Source organism: Thermostichus lividus PCC 6715 (assembly GCF_002754935.1).
GTDB classification, from domain to species: Bacteria; Cyanobacteriota; Cyanobacteriia; order Thermosynechococcales; family Thermosynechococcaceae; genus Thermosynechococcus; species Thermosynechococcus lividus.
The window spans coordinates 2,599,769-2,616,482 of record NZ_CP018092.1 but is presented as its reverse complement, the minus strand read 5'-3'; the positions used below and the strand labels follow the sequence as shown (position 1 = coordinate 2,616,482).

The window sequence follows — 16,714 nt, the reverse complement described above, 5'->3', positions numbered from 1 at the left end:
TTGAAACCGCCGCTATCGGTTGCTGTTTTTATCTGCTTGGAATGGCAGCCCAATGCTGGGGGGCACGTCAAATGCTGGGAACGCTTTGCTGAAGCCGCCACCCAGTATCCAGAACGTGTTGATCTGACGATTTACTTTTTGGGGGCAACGGCACAAACCATTGACCTAGCTGCCAATGTACGTTACCGCTTGCTGCGACCCCAATTCAGCACGCAGCGCCTTGAAATCTTGCGCCAAGGGGCAGGACTGACAGATGTCGCACCGTTTCATTGGGAGCTATGGCGGCATCTAGCTGAGCACGATGTCTTTCACCTCACCGATACCTTTAGCTTTGCGCAAACGGTACGCCGTTTTTGCCAGCAGCAGCGCCGCCCCCTACTGAGTTCAATCCATACCAATTTACCGTTACTAACGCGCATCTATTCCCGGGAAATTATCCTGCGTATGAGTGGCCGTAGCTGGGGCAGCAAGCTATGGCAATGGCTATGGCTGGAGCAACTGAAGGTTGACCAGTGGTTTAGTCGGCGAGCCGAGCGAAAGCTCGCGGGATTTATGCGTGCTAGCGATCGCATTCTTGTTTCGCGGCAGCAGGATTATGAGTGGCTGATGAGTTTTTTACCCAAGGAACGGGTGTATTGGTTTCGCCGGGGCATCGATCGCGATCGCTTTCATCCGCGTTGGCGTCAACCGCAGTGGCTACGGGAAGAATATCACCTCCCTGATGTTCCCATCCTACTGTTTGTGGGGCGGGTAGATGCCAGTAAAAACGTCTTGCTGATGGCAGCAGCGGCAATGGAGTTAGCTAGGCAGGGCTATGATTTCCACGTGTTAGTGGTGGGGGAAGGAGCACAGGACAGGGAGGTCAAGGCGTGCTTAGGAAATCGGGTGACCCTGACGGGCAAAGTACCCCAAGAGAAACTAGGGGCGATCTACGCCAGCAGCGATGTGTTTGTGTTTCCTTCAGAGTCGGAAACAGGTCCCAATGTGGTGGTTGAGGCGCGAGCAGCGGGGCTACCGGTTGTGATTTCAGGGTTTGATGGGGGGCGCAAGTACGTGGATGCATCGGGAGTCGATGGTATGGTTGTTTTCAGCCGTGATCCGCAGGTGTGGGCGGCAGCCATTGCACCCTTGCTCACCGATCCTAGCTATCGCGAGCGGATGGGCACAGCGGCTCACGCGATAACTCAGCGCACTTGCCCCTCGTGGCAAGAGGCGTTTGAAGCGGATATTCTTAGCCATTGGGAAGCGATCGCGCCCCCTCAACAGGTCGGTTGAGGCCACAGCGTTTTATCTGCAAGGAGTGCCTCCAGAATTAAGGCCATATGAGTCCAGTGGGTACCGCCTTGGCAAAAGACAATGTAGGGGAGCGCAGTGGGCCATCAGCAGAGAGTTCTGCCGTGCTGCCATCAATAAAGGTGCCCCCCGCCATCACTAGCTCATCGGCATAGCCGGGCATGGGCGCGGGCACTGGGTCAAGGTAGGAACCAATGGGGGAGTAGCGCTGCAACGTGCGGCAAAAGGCAATTAGTTTATCGGGACTGCCCAAAGCAATTGCTTGGATGACATCGCGGCGCGGGGCAAGCGCCGGTGGATTGACTGCATAGCCCAATTGATCAAAGACATACCCTAGCAGGTAGCTACACTTGAGGGCTTCGCCCACCATCTGCGGTGCTAAAAATAGACCTTGGAACAGGAGTCGGTGTTGGTCAAAGGTGGCTCCCCCCTCGTGGCCAATGCCGGGGGCTGTGAGCCGATAACTTGCTTGTTCGATGAGGGCGGCGTTGCCTACGAGATAACCGCCCGCTGGGGCAATGGTACCGCCGGGGTTTTTAATGAGGGAACCAGCCATTAAGTCCGCCCCTACGTGGGTGGGTTCTTGGGTCTCGACAAATTCGCCGTAGCAGTTATCGACAAAGCAAATCACAGCAGGATTTTGTGCCTTGACCAGTTGAATCATCTTGGCCATCTGATCAAGGCTGAGGCTGGGTCGCCACGTATAACCACAGGAGCGTTGAATCAGCACCATCCGCGTCTGTGGCTCTACACAGGTGGCGATCGCCCCCCAGTTCGGCTCCCCGTTTCCGTCTAAGGGAATTTCGCGATAGTGGATGCCGAAGTCCTTGAGGGAGCCTTGCCCGTGTCCCCGCAGACCAATGACCTCTTCGAGGGTGTCGTAGGGAGCGCCTGTGAGGGCAACCAGTTCATCCCCCGGACGCAGCAGCCCCAACAGAGCGGTGGCGATCGCGTGGGTTCCGGACACAAACTGCACCCGTACCAAGGCGGCTTCTGCCCCCATCACCTCAGCAAACACCCGATCGAGGGTCTCGCGCCCAAGATCACCGTGGCCGTAGCCAGTCATGCTGCTAAAGTGGTGTACCCCTACCCGTTGATTGCGAAATGAGCGTAAAACCCGATCTAAATTTTGCTTGACGCGGCTATCAATCTCGGAAAAAATAGGAGACAGGGTTTGCTCCGCTGCCGCAAGGATGCTAGTTCTCACAGTGAGGATACCACTCTCCTGAATTGAATGTCTGGCACTCGCCTGTCCTTCAGGCGATCGGGGCTTCAAGCAAGCCCATCCGCTATTATCCCTGAAATAGACCCCGGAAACGGGGTGTCTCTATAACAGGGCTTGTTATCACTGAAAAAAGAGATTTGTATGACATCTGTTTCCGTTGTGCCCACACCCCCTTCACGTCTTAATTGGGGGGTGATTCTATTTATGGTTGTTGTCCATGTGGGTGCGTTACTGGCCGTTGTGCCGAAGTTTTTTTCCGTTGAGGCAGTGATTTTGTGTGCTGTCCTTTACTGGGTGTCCGGCGGTTTAGGCATTACCCTTGGCTGGCATCGGTTAGTGACTCACCGCAGTTTCCAGTGCCCGAAATGGCTAGAATATTTCTTCGTGTTTTGCGGCAGCTTAGCCTGTGAGGGTGGTGTGATTGAGTGGGTCGGGCTGCACCGCAATCATCACCTGCACTCCGATCAAGAACAGGATCAGCATAATTCTCAACGGGGCTTTTGGTGGTCGCACATGGGGTGGATGCTGGTGACCATACCCGCTAAAGCTGAGGTGGAACGCCTCACGAAGGATATTAACGGCGATCCTATCTATCGCTTTCTCAATCAGTACTTTGTGCCGCTGCAAGTGGTCTTAGCGGTGTTGCTATACCTTTGGGGGGGCTTACCCTTTGTGGTGTGGGGAGTTTTTGTGCGCTTGGTGTTGGTATATCACCTAACATGGTTTGTCAATAGTGCAACCCATAAATTTGGCTACCGTACCTTTGACTCTGGCGATCGCTCCACGAACTGCTGGTGGGTTGCCCTGCTCACCTTTGGCGAAGGCTGGCACAATAACCACCACACCTATCCTCACTCGGCTCGCCACGGTCTGCAATGGTGGGAATTTGACATTACTTGGATCACCATTCGTGCTCTCCAAGCGGTGGGGTTAGCCAAAAAGATCCGGCTAGTGGAGAGTACCTCTCGCTAAGGCGACATCGGCGGTTGTTGGCTCATGATCTGCCGCCATGTGGCAATGAGTTCAGCAGCCTCAGGATAGAGGGGATGGCCTTGGGGAATGAGTTCTGCGGTGGCGATCGCCTCAGCGGTATCGCGCCCCACCCAGTAGCGTGCCTGCTCTAGAATATTGTGCCCCCACTCTAGACGTAGCTGATTAGCTTCGGGGAAAATCGTGGCCTCGGGGGAAATCTCTTGGAGAATGGCGATCGCCGCAGCAAAATCCGTCGGTCGCCCACCCCGGGCACGATTTTGGGCTTGACTGAGCCGCAGGGTATCCACATCAGGGATCCAAGCCTCAGTGGTTGTAGGTGTTGCCGGAAACAGTTCAGCGATGCGGTTTTGAGCCGTCTCGTACAGGGCGCGATTCGGGCGAATTTGCTCTAGAAGTTGCCGCGCTTGCAGTAACCCTTCAGGTGTTCCGAGGCGGGCAAACGCATTCGCACGATCCAACAGTGGCTGATCTTCAGCAACTTCCACTTGCCGCTGCCAAATCCGCTGCTGGGTACGGATTTGCTCTTGGCGGTAGGGACTGGCCTCCGTGAGGGGCATCATCAACATGGCAATCGCTTGGCGGAGGTGGCCAATGTCGCCACTGCGGGCAATGGCCTGCGCCTCTGCTAGGGTTTGCAATACCTTCAGATCCGTTTGCCATCGACGAATTGCCCGCTGAGCATCAAAGTAAAGAGGACGCTGGGCACTAATGGTGCGCGCTTGGGCGATCGCACTGCCGATGTCTGCCCCCATCCCTGCCTGGGCTAATTCCTCGGCCATCGCTAGCTTCACCACATCTTGGGCTGCCCTGACACTGCTAACATCATTGGGAACGAGCCGGGCGATGCGCCGCGCCTCTGCCGCTTCGTAGCGCTCAAGAGCAGCCATGGCTTCTTGGAGCAAGCGTTCCCCCAGTTCATTGATGAGTCGCCGCGCCCCAGGATATACATCGCTGCTGCTAGGAATGCGACGGACAATGGTAATGGCAGCCGCAAGGTTATCGGCACCACCTCGCGCCATCAAGGCTCGCGCCTCATCCAGTTGCCGATCCTCTTTTTGAGCACGAATAATCCGCTGGTTAAAGGCACCAAACTGCTCCTGTGACCAATAGCGACACTCGACAAACTGGAGTTGTAGAGAAATCTCAAACGCCTCGCGCCACTCAAGGTTTTTCAGGGCAGTTTCGGCACGGCGGTAGATCCCTTCCCCCTCTTGCCAAATCTCTTGCCAACGGGCTATTTGCGCCTCAACTTTGCCATAGGCATGGACATGGCGGGGAATACGGCGGGCAAAGGTAATGGCTCGACTGAGTTGCCCCTCATGAAAGGCAGCATTCGCTAGCGCCAACACCTGATCCGACCACACTTCGAGGCGGCGGTTAACTTCGGGGGCAAGGGGATGATCTCGCGGCAAGTTGTCAATTAAGTCAATGGCGTAGAGTAAATCCTCTAAGCGTTGCTGCTCCGCTGCTGCTTGGGCACAGTACAACCGAAAGGCAGCTGAGGCAAAAGGCCAAAACACAAATTGGCAGTTCCCCGCTGTGTTGGGTTGCCGCAAGAGCAGCCATAGGGAAACGCTAGAAATTCCAAGGGACGCACACAGAGACAAGATAGCGCCAACCTGCCAATGGTGTAGCCCTAACCGTTGTAACAAAGAGTTAAGGCGCGATCGCTTCCCCAGAATGACGGGGAGCCAATCGAATCCTAGCGATCGCCAACTCAGTCGCTTTTGAATGGTCACTGCCACACCTTCTCAAATTGCTATGATGCCGATTGGTCAGTTTTGCCCAGTTCTTCTACTCACTCTTGTACGCAATTATGTTCCTGTCAACCAACCAAGCGTTGCTGAATAGGAGTATGACTTTCAGGTTTGAGTCTTTTGCCGCCCTCACCCTAGCCCTCTCCCAACGGAGAGGGAACAAGACTCTTAGCGCCCTTCTCCTTGGGGAGAAGGGTTGGGGATGAGGGCAATTCATAGTCACATTCAGCAACACCCTATAGACCGATGGAGAATTGCGCAACAACAGCGGACTATCAACGCGGCCAACGTTGCCGCAGTTCTGCCACAACGCGATCCAAGGCAACGGCATGGGAGGCCTTAAACAGCACGCGATCGCCCCGTTGCAAATGGGTCAATAAATACTCCACTAAGCCCCCATGGCTAGCAAATTGCTGGCTTGGCACCGTTGCTGCTCCTTGGGCAAGGGCTTTCCCTTCAGCGCCCTCATCTAAAATCAATAACCCATCGAGCCCCAACTGGGCGACCGTTGCCCCCACCTGTTGATGAAAGGGAAGCGAGAAGTCCCCTAGCTCTCGCATCGCACCCAGCACCGCCAAATGCCGCTGTCCGGGCAGGCTACGCAGGAGCTGGAGTGCCGCCACCATGGATTCGAGGCCAGCATTGTAGGTTTCATCCAGTAAAAGAATATCTGGTTCTAGCCGATACCGGCCACCTCGCCCCGCGGGCAAGTGTAGCTCTAGCTGCGGTGGCAACGCTTGAGGATTCAGCCCCAGCGCCCTGAGAACCGTTAAGGCTGCCAAAAAGTTGAGGGCATGGTGAGCACCGGCAAGGGGAACTGTGTAGGCGTGATCCCCTATCTGGAGGGTATGGGGCGGCAAATAGACCCCGCGGTGCTGACCGGCGGTTAAACCGTAGGTGAGGGTTGTTCCTGACCAGACGCGACTGGCTGTTTCTAATAGGAGAGGAGTATCGGCATTCAGTATCGCGGTGCTGGTGGCGGGCATTTCGGCCAGGAGTTCGCACTTGGCCGCAGCAATGGCTTCCCGGGATCCAAGGCGGCCAATGTGGGCTGTGCCAACGTTCGTAATCACCGCTACATCGGGCTGGGCAATTTGGCTGAGGAGGGCAATCTCCCCGGGCGATCGCATCCCCATTTCAATCACTGCAAAGTCATGCGCAGGTTCTAATTGCAGGAGGGTTTTGGGAACGCCAATCTCATTGTTGAAGTTGGCCTCAGTTTTAAGAACCCTGCCGTAGTGACGGAGGACGGCCGCAATCATTTCCTTAGTGGTGGTTTTACCCACGGAGCCAGTAATGGCAATAATGGCTGCGCGGCACTGCTTGCGCCACCACTGCCCTAAGCGTTGGTACGCAGCAAGGGTATTGGCCACCTGCAATTGGGGAAGCTGACTAACGACAGGTTCCTCCACAATCAGGGCAGTTGCCCCTGCTGTTGCCGCCTGCGCCACAAACTGATGCCCATCAAAGGTATCTCCCCGCAGTGCCACAAAGACATTGCCAGCAGCCACGTGGCGCGAATCTGTACTAATGCCGGTCACGGGTTGCTCTGGCCAGTCCCCCGTTTGACCAAGAGCTTGGGCGATCGCCGCCAGCGTTGTCTTCACAGCCTTGCTCCGGTTAAATGGGAGCAGCGCAGATAGGGCTGGAGCACCTCGGGCACAGCCACAGAGCCATCGGGTTGCTGGTAATTTTCTAAAATCGCAGCCATGGTACGCCCGACCGCCAGTCCGGAGCCGTTCAGGGTATGCACAAACTGGGTTCCCTTTTGTTTTGCCCCCTTAAAGCGAATTTTGCCGCGCCGTGCCTGAAAATCGCCAAAGTTCGAGCAACTGGAAATTTCCCGATAGCAGTTGGCCGCAGGCAGCCACACCTCCAAGTCGTAGCATTTCATGGCCGCAAACCCTAAGTCCCCCGTACATAACTCTATAACCCGATAGGGCAGCTTAAGGGCTTGGAGAATAAACTCGGCATCGGCCACTAATTGCTCGTGCTCTGCTGCGGAGGTCTCAGGGTGGACAAACTTCACTAACTCCACCTTGTCAAACTGGTGCAGGCGGATCAGCCCCCGGGTATCCTTACCGTAGCTGCCAGCTTCGCGGCGAAAACAGGGGGTATAGGCACAGTGGTAGATGGGCAACTGCTCAGCTGACAAAATTTCATCGCGGTAAAAATTGGTGACGGGAACCTCGGCGGTGGGAATGAGCCACAGATCATCCTCAGCACAGCGAAAGCTTTCTTCGGCAAACTTGGGGAGCTGCCCCGTTGCCGTTAGGGAGGCAGTATTCACCAAAAAAGGCGGCAGAATTTCGACGTAGCCCCGAGCGGTATGGGTATCCAGCATAAACTGAATGAGGGCGCGCTCGAGCGCTGCCCCCATCCCCACGAGGGTAACAAAGCGGCTTTGTGCCACCTTGACCGATCGCTCCACCTCTAGCAGCCCCAGTTGAGTGGCAACCTCCCAATGGGGTTGACAGGGATGGCTTGGTTTGAATTCATCGCCCCAGCAACGGACTTCAACATTATCTCTTTCATCGCGGCCAAGGGGGGTGGTGTCACTAGGCAGGTTGGGAATGGTTAGAAGCAGTGCCTCTAGCTGCTCCTTGAGATCACGCTCTCGGGGTTCAAGATCGGCTAATTTTTTTTTCAGGTCGTTTGCCTCTGCTTTCAGGGCTTGAATCTCTGGATCGCGCGGATCGGCTCCTGCCTTGATTTTTTTGCCGACAAGGGCACCAATTTCGTTGCTGCGTGCCTGTAGTTGGGAGCGCTGTTGCTCGAGTTGGCGTTGCTGCTCATCCAATTTAAGAATCGTTTCAAGATCGTAATCACCTTGCCGCCGTCGTAGGCGATCGCCCACCGCTTGGGGAGTCTCACGAAGCTGTTTGAGATCAATCACAGGCCGTCAATAAACGATAGACCGCATTCATCCTACCCTAGACCTGCGCTTGGCTCAACGACTAGGACGATCCCCATAGTTGCAGCGAGCCTTAAGGAAGAAGATGGCACAATAACCACCTAGACCTCCGAGGTGCTCTCGCCACAGCGAAGCTTGGCGGTCAGGGAGGGAGGAGCGCTGTCGAGCTTCGCTCCGCCAAAGGCGTATAAGTGCGGCTCGATACCCCCGAAATCAGTAATACTCTTGGCCATTCTAGACAATCTTCACAGTGGTGGTAAAGTACCAACCATGAAACAAGTCCTGACACTCGTTGTAAAGCTTCAACCTAGGCCTGAGTAAGCGTCCAAACTGGCGGCAACTCTTCAGGCGTCTGCTGATGCGTGCAACTATGTCAATGACAACACCCATCCCAAACTCACCAACAAAATCGCTCTTCAGTCCTTGACCGACTAGACCATCAAAGAGACATTCTCCTTGGTGGCCAACATGGCGCTCAGGGCGTGCGCTCGTGTGGCGGTAAGACTGCCAAACTCAAAGGCAAGCCTGTTAAACGGTTTGCACCAACCAGTATGGACTGTAACAACGATCTGTTTACCTTCAACGATAAGGAGTGGCAGGTTAGCCTTGCAACAGTTCAAGGCACAGAGAAGGTGAAGTTGAATGCAGGCCATTACCAAAGAGGCACACTCAAAGGGCGTCAGCCAACCTCGGCTCAGCTTTGCAAGCATCGAGACGACAACGTCTATCTGCACATCCAACTGAAGACTGAAGCACCAGAGTCAGACCAATCAAGTATGGAGCAAACCTGATCAATTGACACTCCCACCACCTAAAGGTGGGGGATTCTTACGCAGTCCATAAACGGACTCATAAAGGCGCTGTCAAGACGCCCCTACACAGTTCCTTGAAGCAAAGCCCCAAAGTTCTGCTTACTTGCAACAACTGTCGCCGATTGGGTTTTTCACCAAGGATGGCGATTAAGTGTAGTTTAACATAGAGCAACTAAAGTTGCTAGGTAGCTTTTCCTCCCCGTACTAAAATACGGGGCTACCAAGCTATCCTTCTGTGTTTGGGGCTGTCTGTAAACCAGCCTAGAGGATCCGAGATATTGTCTTGCTCTTTGAGTGAGCATATCTTGAGGGCTACTGAAAGCTCCCATCTACAGCGCGTTAGCGCTTAGCGGGAGTCGTTTACTTCTGTGTTAGCTGTTGTGCCTAGTACGTTTCAGTGGCCAGTGTATTCGGAAAGGCACTCACGTGAATCACCCGCTCTTTAGCAACAAGGGCACTGCCAACTACTGTGGGGCTACTGAGACGGATATCCAGTCCTTCGGCCAAGGCTGGGAAGGTTTCTGCATCCGCTTGAGACAGGTTCTGAAGAAAGTCTGTCACGGCTTGGGGGGCAAGGGGAGTTGGGTCAGGGACACCCCGCACCTCAAGGGCATAGCTGGGGAGAAGTTTAGGCAACAATTGCGCAAACGTACTGGGGAAGTCAAACAACTCTAGACCCCAAATCTGTCCATTGAGTGCGAAAATAGCCCCCACTTGGTTCGTAATGGCCTGAAAAGCCGCTGTATAGTCTGCTAGCTTAGGCAACTCTTGAGCGTATAGATCCGCCATGGCAGAGGTTGGGGAGTCGCATTCAAGAACTTCAAGATGCTCATCTACCTCTGCCCAGATTTGGTGCTGATCAGCATACGGTCGTCCCTGTTGTTTCAACGCACGAGTGACTTGCTGAATTTTCTTGGCACGGCCGCTGGCGTGGTAGGTATGCTTCGCCGTCTTGAAGGTGCGAGAGCGATAACGCCAACGACCTCGCTCAACACAACTGACGGGGATGTTTAAGTTCGTATGTGCTGGCACTAGCAACGTCAGGTTGAAGATGCGATTTTGCTTTGCTCCTTCCACTTCCTCGCCATCAAGCAACAGAACCGACCGATCGCTAGTGTTGCTACACAATAGCTCAGGCACAGCACCCGCTTCAGAAACTTCAGTGATCGTCACCCAGTTATGAGCCATGGCTTCGTCTAACGTCCAATAGTCAGCAGACCCTGTGACTGATCGCACCAAGGGAATGACCGTCAATGCACCAAAGATTTGGGCGGTGCTCAATTCAATATTTTTCAGTAGCTGTTGCAGTGTTTCCATGTTTAGTGTCTCTACGACTTCAAACGGTTATCCATAGCAAAATCAGTTCCTATACAGCAGACTCTGCAAATGTCGATGCTTACAAAAATCATAAATACCCGATTATTTTAGTCGGGTATATTTGACAGGGCGATCGCCCCCTGTTAGGATGGTCAGCAACTTGTCTAAGGCCGTCTGAACCCATGACCGCAACCCTGACTTCCGCAACCAGCGATACCTACTTCACCCATCTCCAGTGCAAAGAGTGTGGAGCGGAGTATGAAGCCCAAGCCATCCACGTCTGCGAGTACTGCTTTGGCCCTCTTGAAGTCAAGTACGATCTCAGCCAGTTGTCTGAAGCCGTCAGTCGCAGCACCATTGAAGCCGGGCCACCGTCCATCTGGCGGTACCGCCCCTTTTTACCCGTTACGTCCACAGAGCCGATTGACTTAGGCACTGGCATGACCCCATTGGTCAAAGCAAGTCGCTTGGCACGACGGCTGGGGCTAAAGCATCTCTACATTAAAAATGATGCAGTGAATATGCCCACCCTCAGCTTTAAGGATCGGGTGGTATCCGTGGCATTAACGCGGGCACGGGAGCTAGGGTTTACGACGGTGTCCTGTGCCAGCACTGGTAACTTGGCCAACTCCACAGCGGCGATCGCCGCCCATGCGGGGTTAGACTGCTGCGTCTTTATTCCCGCTGACTTAGAATCGGGCAAGGTCTTGGGGACACTGATTTATGCACCCACGCTGATGGCAGTCCAAGGCAATTACGATCAGGTGAACCGATTGTGTTCCGAAGTAGCCAATACCCACGGTTGGGGCTTTGTCAACATCAACTTGCGTCCCTACTATTCCGAAGGCTCAAAAACCCTAGGGTATGAGGTCATTGAGCAATTGGGCTGGCAGTTGCCCGATCACATTGTCGCACCCCTAGCCTCCGGGTCGCTATTTACAAAAATTTATAAGGGCTTCCGGGAATTTGTCGACGTGGGGTTAGTGGCTGATAAACCGGTGCGCTGTAGTGGTGCGCAGGCGGCGGGCTGCTCCCCCATTGCCCAAGCCTATGCCGAGGGTCGAGATTTTGTCTCACCGGTGAAACCCAACACGATTGCTAAATCTATTGCCATTGGTAACCCTGCCGATGGCGTTTATGCCCTTGATATTGCCCGCAAAACCAACGGAGCTATTGAGTCCGCCAACGATGACGAAATCGTGGCGGGAATTAAGCTCTTGGCAGAAACTGAAGGCATCTTCACCGAAACCGCTGGGGGCACCACAATTGCCGTCCTGCAGAAATTAGTGGCAGCAGGGAAAATCGACCCTGAGGAAGTCACCGTCGTCTATATCACCGGTAATGGTCTAAAAACTCAGGAAGCAGTGCAAGACTATGTTGGCGAACCCCTGACCATTGAACCGAAGTTGAGTAGTTTCGAGCGGGCGCTGGAGCGAGCGCGCACCCTTGAGCGACTCGACTGGCAACCTGTGCTGGTTTAGATATTTTCGTCGTCTTTTGTTCTATTAACATTCCATTCACACTAGAGACCTATAGAGACCTATGGCTGTTACCGTTTTAATTCCTACCGCCTTGCAAAAACTTACCCGCGATCAGGCAACCCTTGAGTGCCATGCCCAGTCCATTGCTGATCTACTCGAAAAACTCGAGCAGGACTGCCCAGGCATCAAAGGACGTCTGTGTGACGACAGCGGTCAACTACGGCGATTTGTCAATTTTTATGTAAATAATGAGGATATTCGCTTCCTCAATGGCATTGAAACTCCCCTCAGGGATGGTGATGAAGTGAGTATCATCCCAGCGATCGCTGGCGGTTAAGATATCACTAGATGAATGCTCCTCCTTGGCTGTTGCACCTATCTGCCTAGCGGGGATGACCCGTGCTACTGAGGTGTCCGAGGGACAGTGCTCCGCTAGGTGCCGGTGATCCCCAAAGAACGGGAGGCTAACGAGTCCATGGGATGAGTGCTGTTCTACTTGTCAATCCCTAGGCTCACCTGAATGCTTGCGATCACTTTAAGGGTTTGTCCACAATTACAACCGTCTAAGAACTAGCAAATAGTTTATATACTACATTAATAAAAGATACGTTCCAACATAATTTTTTGACTGACTGTAGAGGTCATGTTGCTCACCAATACGAATACTCCGGCGGCGCTAGCTGCTTCCTTAAGCTCAGTTCCTCAAAGTCAGCAAAAGATTTCTATTGCGCATACACGAACCTGTTCTTGTCCAGCAAATCATATCAACTGTCTCAGTGCCAAGGAATGGATTAAGTGTCAGCTTGGTGTCTGGCAGTTTACTTATGAAGGCAGAGATATTCGTGATAAAAATTTACATCCAGCAACCTTTCCTATTGCTCTTGCTAAGCGCGTGATCAGCCTGTTTAGCCATGAAGGTGAACTTGTGCTCGACCCGTTTGTTGGCAGTGGTACCACTCTTGTTGCTGCTCAGGATCTAAATCGCAATGCTGTTGGGTTTGATCTGAATGCAACATATATTCAGTTATGCCAAGAACGCCTAGCTGCTAATAATTTATTCAATCAAGCCCAACAACTAGCCTTGCAAGATGATGCTAGAAATATCCCTAACTACTTTGAGCCTGAAATGATTAGCTTGATTTGGACATCTCCCCCCTACGCTAACCTACTGAATCGTAGGCGCACGAACAAGTCTAGGAGAAACCGTCGCAATGAACAATTTGGCAAGATCGAGCAGTACTCACAGGATACGCGGGACTTAGGAACAATGCCTCTGGCAGAATATACTACAGCCATGGGTGATATTTTTGAGTCACTTCTGCCACTGTTGAAGCCGAAAGCTCACTGTGTGATCAATGTTCCTGATATGTGGTGGGAAGATCAGCGTATTACCATTCATGTAGCCCTGATTGAAGAGTTAAGAAAGCGAGGCTATGAACTCAGAAATACGATTATCTGGGATAGAACCAACATTGTTAATAAAGTTGGTATATTTGGCTGGCCTAGTAATTACATTACAATGGGAACCACTTTTGAGTATCTATTAGATTTTTGGAGACCACCTCAGTGAGACTGTATACCAAAACTGAGTTAGTTGACCTTATTCGTCAGGTTGCAGCTCAGGGGTGGCATCGCAGTGTTAAAAAAACGAAAAATAGTCGTAATGATGGTGCCGTAGGAAATACTCTAGAAGCCTTACTAGGGCTTCGGGAAAATAATCTACCTATTCCAAATATGCAGGAATGGGAACTGAAGGGGCAACGACATCACACATCATCATTAGTAACCCTCAAACATATTGAGCCATCACCACGAGGTGCAAAAATAGTTTCTAACATTTTATTGCCCTATTATGGATGGGAGCATAAACAAGCAGGAAGCAAGTATCCAGCTACAGAAAAAAGTTTTCGCTCGACAACGAAAGCAACAGAATTTACTAATCGGGGTTTTAGATTAATTATGGATCGAGAAAAAGGAAAATTAAGATTTGTTTTTGATCCTTCTCAAGCTGATAAATCAGACACAAAAATTCGTGATTGGATAAAATCAATAGAAAGTAAAATTGGCTTGCAAGGAATCAATCCTGAGCCATACTGGGGTCTAGATGATTTGAAGTATGAAATAGGGGCTAAAATCAAAAATTGTTTTTATGTTATTGCAGATAGTAAAACCGAAGATGGTCATGAATTTTTTAAGTATGTAAGGTTGTTAATTCTCTCTAGATTTTCATTTGATAACTTTTTGAAATGTATTGAAAATGGAACAGTGCTTGTAGATTTTGATGCCCGAACAGGTCACAATCATGGGACTAAGTTTAGGATTCGACAAAATCAATGGCACACTCTCTACAACTCTGTTGAAGACATCAAGCTAGTAAGCCACTAATGACAAGCAGGGCTTTATTTATTATAGAATGCTTTTCGGTTGAACTGTTTTAGTTTCGATGCTATTCAACAAATGGACGAGCGATCGCCCCACAGCTTCTGCAAGATTAACCGGAACGGCATTCCCAATTTGTCGATACTGGCTCGACAAGGAACCACAGAACTCCCAGAAATCTGGAAATGTTTGGATACGGGCATATTCCCGGATCGTTAGGGGGCGGGTTTCGTCAGGATGGCACCGCTCAGTTTGTTTTTGAGGAACACAGTAGAACAGGGCATTGAGAACCTGTATATTTTTTGCCTAATTTATCTTTATATTGACAGACTAATACACCTTGATTTTCCCACTTTTGCACTGTTGCCTTGGTTACACCAAAAATATCTGCAATCAGTTCAGCAGAAAATACATCATTTGTTTTGTGAAGAATTCTTGAATCCTTCATAGCTCTTAAAAGTTAGAAGATACAAGGCAGTCAGTACATCGGGATTAACTCTAGCTAAATTTTGATTAATACCATCAGTTGAAATAAATGTTTGATTGCCTTCATTCTTGATAATATCATTGATTATGGTTGGTAGATTTTGACATAATTTAGCAAATGGATTCTTGTCTCCAGTTGCAACTTCATAGAACTTGTCAATGGATATAAGTCTTATTCTTTCATATATTATTTATTGATTATCTAGCTTGAAATGGCACGGATCATTTCTAGATTTTTTTTGCAATCACTTCAACTAAGAAGCATGTTGCTTTTGGGTCACTATCAACTGTCTGCTTCATTTTTCGATAAACGTTTTCTTTTGAATTGCTATTCATGGTGTTAAATTTGTTTTCATTTCTACATAATAGCTGAGATTTTCATTAATTATATCATAGCCACATTCAGGAACTTGCCAGTCTTTAATATATCGAAATATATTTTGATGAAAATATCCAATTTGATTATTGTTTGATTTGTCAATTTGTCGCATAATTTCTCTTCTTATAAATTCATCCGCTGTTAAATTATAAATAGCCATATCAAAACTTGCTTTTATAGGATCAATTTTTAGTTTTGTAAATTCCTTAAAATTAATAGAAAGACGGTATCTTGAAATAGTTTGTTTAACATGGTTATAAATATCCTGATTGCTGATAAACCCCAATTGATAATCGCCTGATTTATTCATGTTTAGCATTCATAGATTTAGTGAGAGTTTACGCATACTATATCTAATTTTTTGCTTATTCCTAGATATGACAGTATAAAGTCCGGGAACAGTTAGAATCAATAGGCAAGGCTTTATTATTTCTCATGGTTACTGCGGCTTACCTACATCTTCCCTTTTGTCGGCGGCGGTGCTTCTACTGCGATTTTCCGATTACGGTGGTAGGTGACCGGCCTCTGGCCGCCTCTTCGCCCCTCCTGAGTGACTACATCGATGCCCTTTGCTATGAAATTAGGCAAACCCCCAGTGTGGGGGAGCCGCTGCAAACGGTGTTCTTTGGTGGGGGGACGCCTTCTCTTGTTGCGCCTGAGCAGATTGACCGGCTTTTAGGGGCACTAGATCGGCGCTTTGGTATCGCGGCGGCGGCGGAAATTTCTATGGAAATGGATCCCGGAACCTTTGATCTGCCACGGCTACGGGGGTATCTCAGAGCGGGGGTGAATCGGGTCAGCTTAGGGGTGCAAGCGTTTCAAGATAGGCTTTTGCAGGTGTGTGGTCGCAGCCATACTGTGGCCGAGGTCTATGCTGCTGTTGAGGTGATCCAGACTGCTGGGATTGACAATTGGAGCTTGGATCTTATCTGTGGGTTACCGGAACAATCGCTCCAGGAGTGGGAGCTGTCCCTCGCAGCGGCGATCGCCCTTGCACCAAGCCATCTTTCAGTCTATGACTTGATTGTGGAGCCGCAGACGGTTTTTAGCCGCCGTTACCAGCCAGAGGTGTTCCCCTTACCGTCCCAAGAGCAGGCTGCTGCGGCTTATCGCCTTGCCCATGAACGGCTGCGGGCTGCGGGCTATGAGCACTACGAAATTTCTAATTATGCCCGTTTGGGGTTCGCCTGTCGTCATAATCAGGTGTACTGGCGCAATGAGCCTTACTATGGGTTTGGCATGGGTGCCACCAGCTATCTGGGGCAGCGCCGCCTCACCCGTCCGCGCACACGCCGCGAATACTACGAGTGGGTGCAAACCCTACCTACAGGGCTTTGCACCGTTGCTGAGGAGACCCTTTGGGATCGGTGGCTGGAGACCCTCATGCTGGGGTTGCGTCTCAAAGAGGGGCTGTGCCTGAAGCAGTTGGCCACGGACTTTCCGCAGGAATGGGTAGAGGCACTGGTCACAGCGGCACAGTCGATTGACCCTGCCCATTTACAGTGTTGCAGCGATCGCCTATGGCTGACTCAGCCGGATGGATTCTTGCTGGCCAACAGCGTGATTGTCACCCTCTGGCAGGCGATCGAGAGATCGGTTATCCACCAACAGAGTAAGTTACCCCTGCCGATACACTAGATCAGGAGATGACACTGCACCAATGTGCAGGTCTCTAGTG

The 16,714-nt window shown here is 51.2% G+C and carries 12 protein-coding genes and 3 pseudogenes; 7 read left to right on the top strand and 8 right to left on the bottom strand.

What is annotated here, in order from left to right; translation table 11 throughout:
• Positions 1-1,275 carry a glycosyltransferase gene (locus BRW62_RS12745; RefSeq protein ID WP_227517434.1) on the top strand — a complete coding sequence of 425 codons (1,275 nt, stop codon included), beginning with the start codon at positions 1-3 and terminating at the stop codon, positions 1,273-1,275.
• Here the strand turns inward: BRW62_RS12745 and BRW62_RS12740 are convergent.
• A pseudogene (locus tag BRW62_RS12740) lies at positions 1,260-2,500 on the bottom strand (methionine gamma-lyase family protein). The gene BRW62_RS12745 and the pseudogene BRW62_RS12740 overlap by 16 nt on opposite strands.
• A gap of 159 nt (positions 2,501-2,659) precedes the next feature.
• Between BRW62_RS12740 and BRW62_RS12735 the strand changes: the two are divergent.
• Positions 2,660-3,490, top strand: a complete 831-nt coding sequence (locus tag BRW62_RS12735) for an acyl-CoA desaturase (protein WP_099799718.1) — start codon at positions 2,660-2,662, stop codon at positions 3,488-3,490.
• On the opposite strand, the gene BRW62_RS12730 is transcribed toward BRW62_RS12735, so the two are convergent.
• From BRW62_RS12730 to BRW62_RS12705, 4 genes are all read right to left on the bottom strand, one after another.
• Positions 3,487-5,256 carry an ATP-binding protein gene (locus BRW62_RS12730; RefSeq protein WP_198406062.1) on the bottom strand — a complete coding sequence of 590 codons (1,770 nt, stop codon included), beginning with the start codon at positions 5,254-5,256 and terminating at the stop codon, positions 3,487-3,489. The genes BRW62_RS12735 and BRW62_RS12730 overlap by 4 nt on opposite strands.
• Before the next feature lie 287 nt (positions 5,257-5,543).
• The gene (locus BRW62_RS12720; protein ID WP_227517432.1) at positions 5,544-6,875 is read right to left on the bottom strand and encodes a UDP-N-acetylmuramoyl-tripeptide--D-alanyl-D-alanine ligase; all 1,332 of its coding nucleotides are present in this window, start codon (positions 6,873-6,875) and stop codon (positions 5,544-5,546) included.
• The gene (gene serS / locus BRW62_RS12715; protein ID WP_099799715.1) at positions 6,872-8,164 is read right to left on the bottom strand and encodes a serine--tRNA ligase; all 1,293 of its coding nucleotides are present in this window, start codon (positions 8,162-8,164) and stop codon (positions 6,872-6,874) included. The genes BRW62_RS12720 and serS overlap by 4 nt, the downstream gene beginning before the upstream one ends.
• Positions 8,165-9,378: 1,214 nt before the next feature.
• Entirely contained in the window at positions 9,379-10,311 is a 933-nt protein-coding gene (locus BRW62_RS12705; protein ID WP_099799714.1) for an ARPP-1 family domain-containing protein, read from the bottom strand.
• Between the two features lie 182 nt (positions 10,312-10,493).
• On the opposite strand from BRW62_RS12705, the gene thrC reads away from it, so the two are divergent.
• From thrC to BRW62_RS12685, 4 genes are all read left to right on the top strand, one after another.
• Entirely contained in the window at positions 10,494-11,792 is a 1,299-nt protein-coding gene (gene thrC / locus BRW62_RS12700) for a threonine synthase (protein ID WP_099799713.1), read from the top strand.
• Positions 11,793-11,853: 61 nt separating this feature from the next.
• On the top strand, positions 11,854-12,129 hold the full coding sequence (locus BRW62_RS12695) for a MoaD/ThiS family protein (protein ID WP_099799712.1): 276 nt from the start codon (positions 11,854-11,856) through the stop codon (positions 12,127-12,129).
• Between the two features lie 306 nt (positions 12,130-12,435).
• A complete protein-coding gene (locus tag BRW62_RS12690; RefSeq protein ID WP_099799711.1) occupies positions 12,436-13,362 on the top strand; it encodes a DNA methyltransferase in 927 nt (308 codons plus the stop codon).
• Positions 13,359-14,177, top strand: a complete 819-nt coding sequence (locus BRW62_RS12685; RefSeq protein ID WP_099799710.1) for an MvaI/BcnI family restriction endonuclease — start codon at positions 13,359-13,361, stop codon at positions 14,175-14,177. The genes BRW62_RS12690 and BRW62_RS12685 overlap by 4 nt, the downstream gene beginning before the upstream one ends.
• 21 nt (positions 14,178-14,198) lie before the next feature.
• On the opposite strand, the pseudogene BRW62_RS12680 reads toward BRW62_RS12685, so the two are convergent.
• The 3 genes and pseudogenes from BRW62_RS12680 to BRW62_RS14505 form a co-directional block, all read right to left on the bottom strand.
• Positions 14,199-14,441 (bottom strand): annotated as a pseudogene (locus tag BRW62_RS12680) (DNA cytosine methyltransferase); the annotation flags it as partial.
• A 143-nt stretch (positions 14,442-14,584) separates the two neighbouring features.
• Positions 14,585-14,833 (bottom strand): Eco47II family restriction endonuclease, encoded by a 249-nt coding sequence (locus BRW62_RS15400; RefSeq protein WP_376787949.1) that lies wholly within the window; start codon positions 14,831-14,833, stop codon positions 14,585-14,587.
• A gap of 52 nt (positions 14,834-14,885) precedes the next feature.
• Positions 14,886-15,346: pseudogene (locus tag BRW62_RS14505) on the bottom strand (Eco47II family restriction endonuclease).
• A 125-nt stretch (positions 15,347-15,471) separates the two neighbouring features.
• On the opposite strand from BRW62_RS14505, the gene hemW reads away from it, so the two are divergent.
• Positions 15,472-16,674 carry a radical SAM family heme chaperone HemW gene (hemW, locus tag BRW62_RS12670; protein WP_099799709.1) on the top strand — a complete coding sequence of 401 codons (1,203 nt, stop codon included), beginning with the start codon at positions 15,472-15,474 and terminating at the stop codon, positions 16,672-16,674.
• Positions 16,675-16,714: the final 40 nt, after the last annotated feature.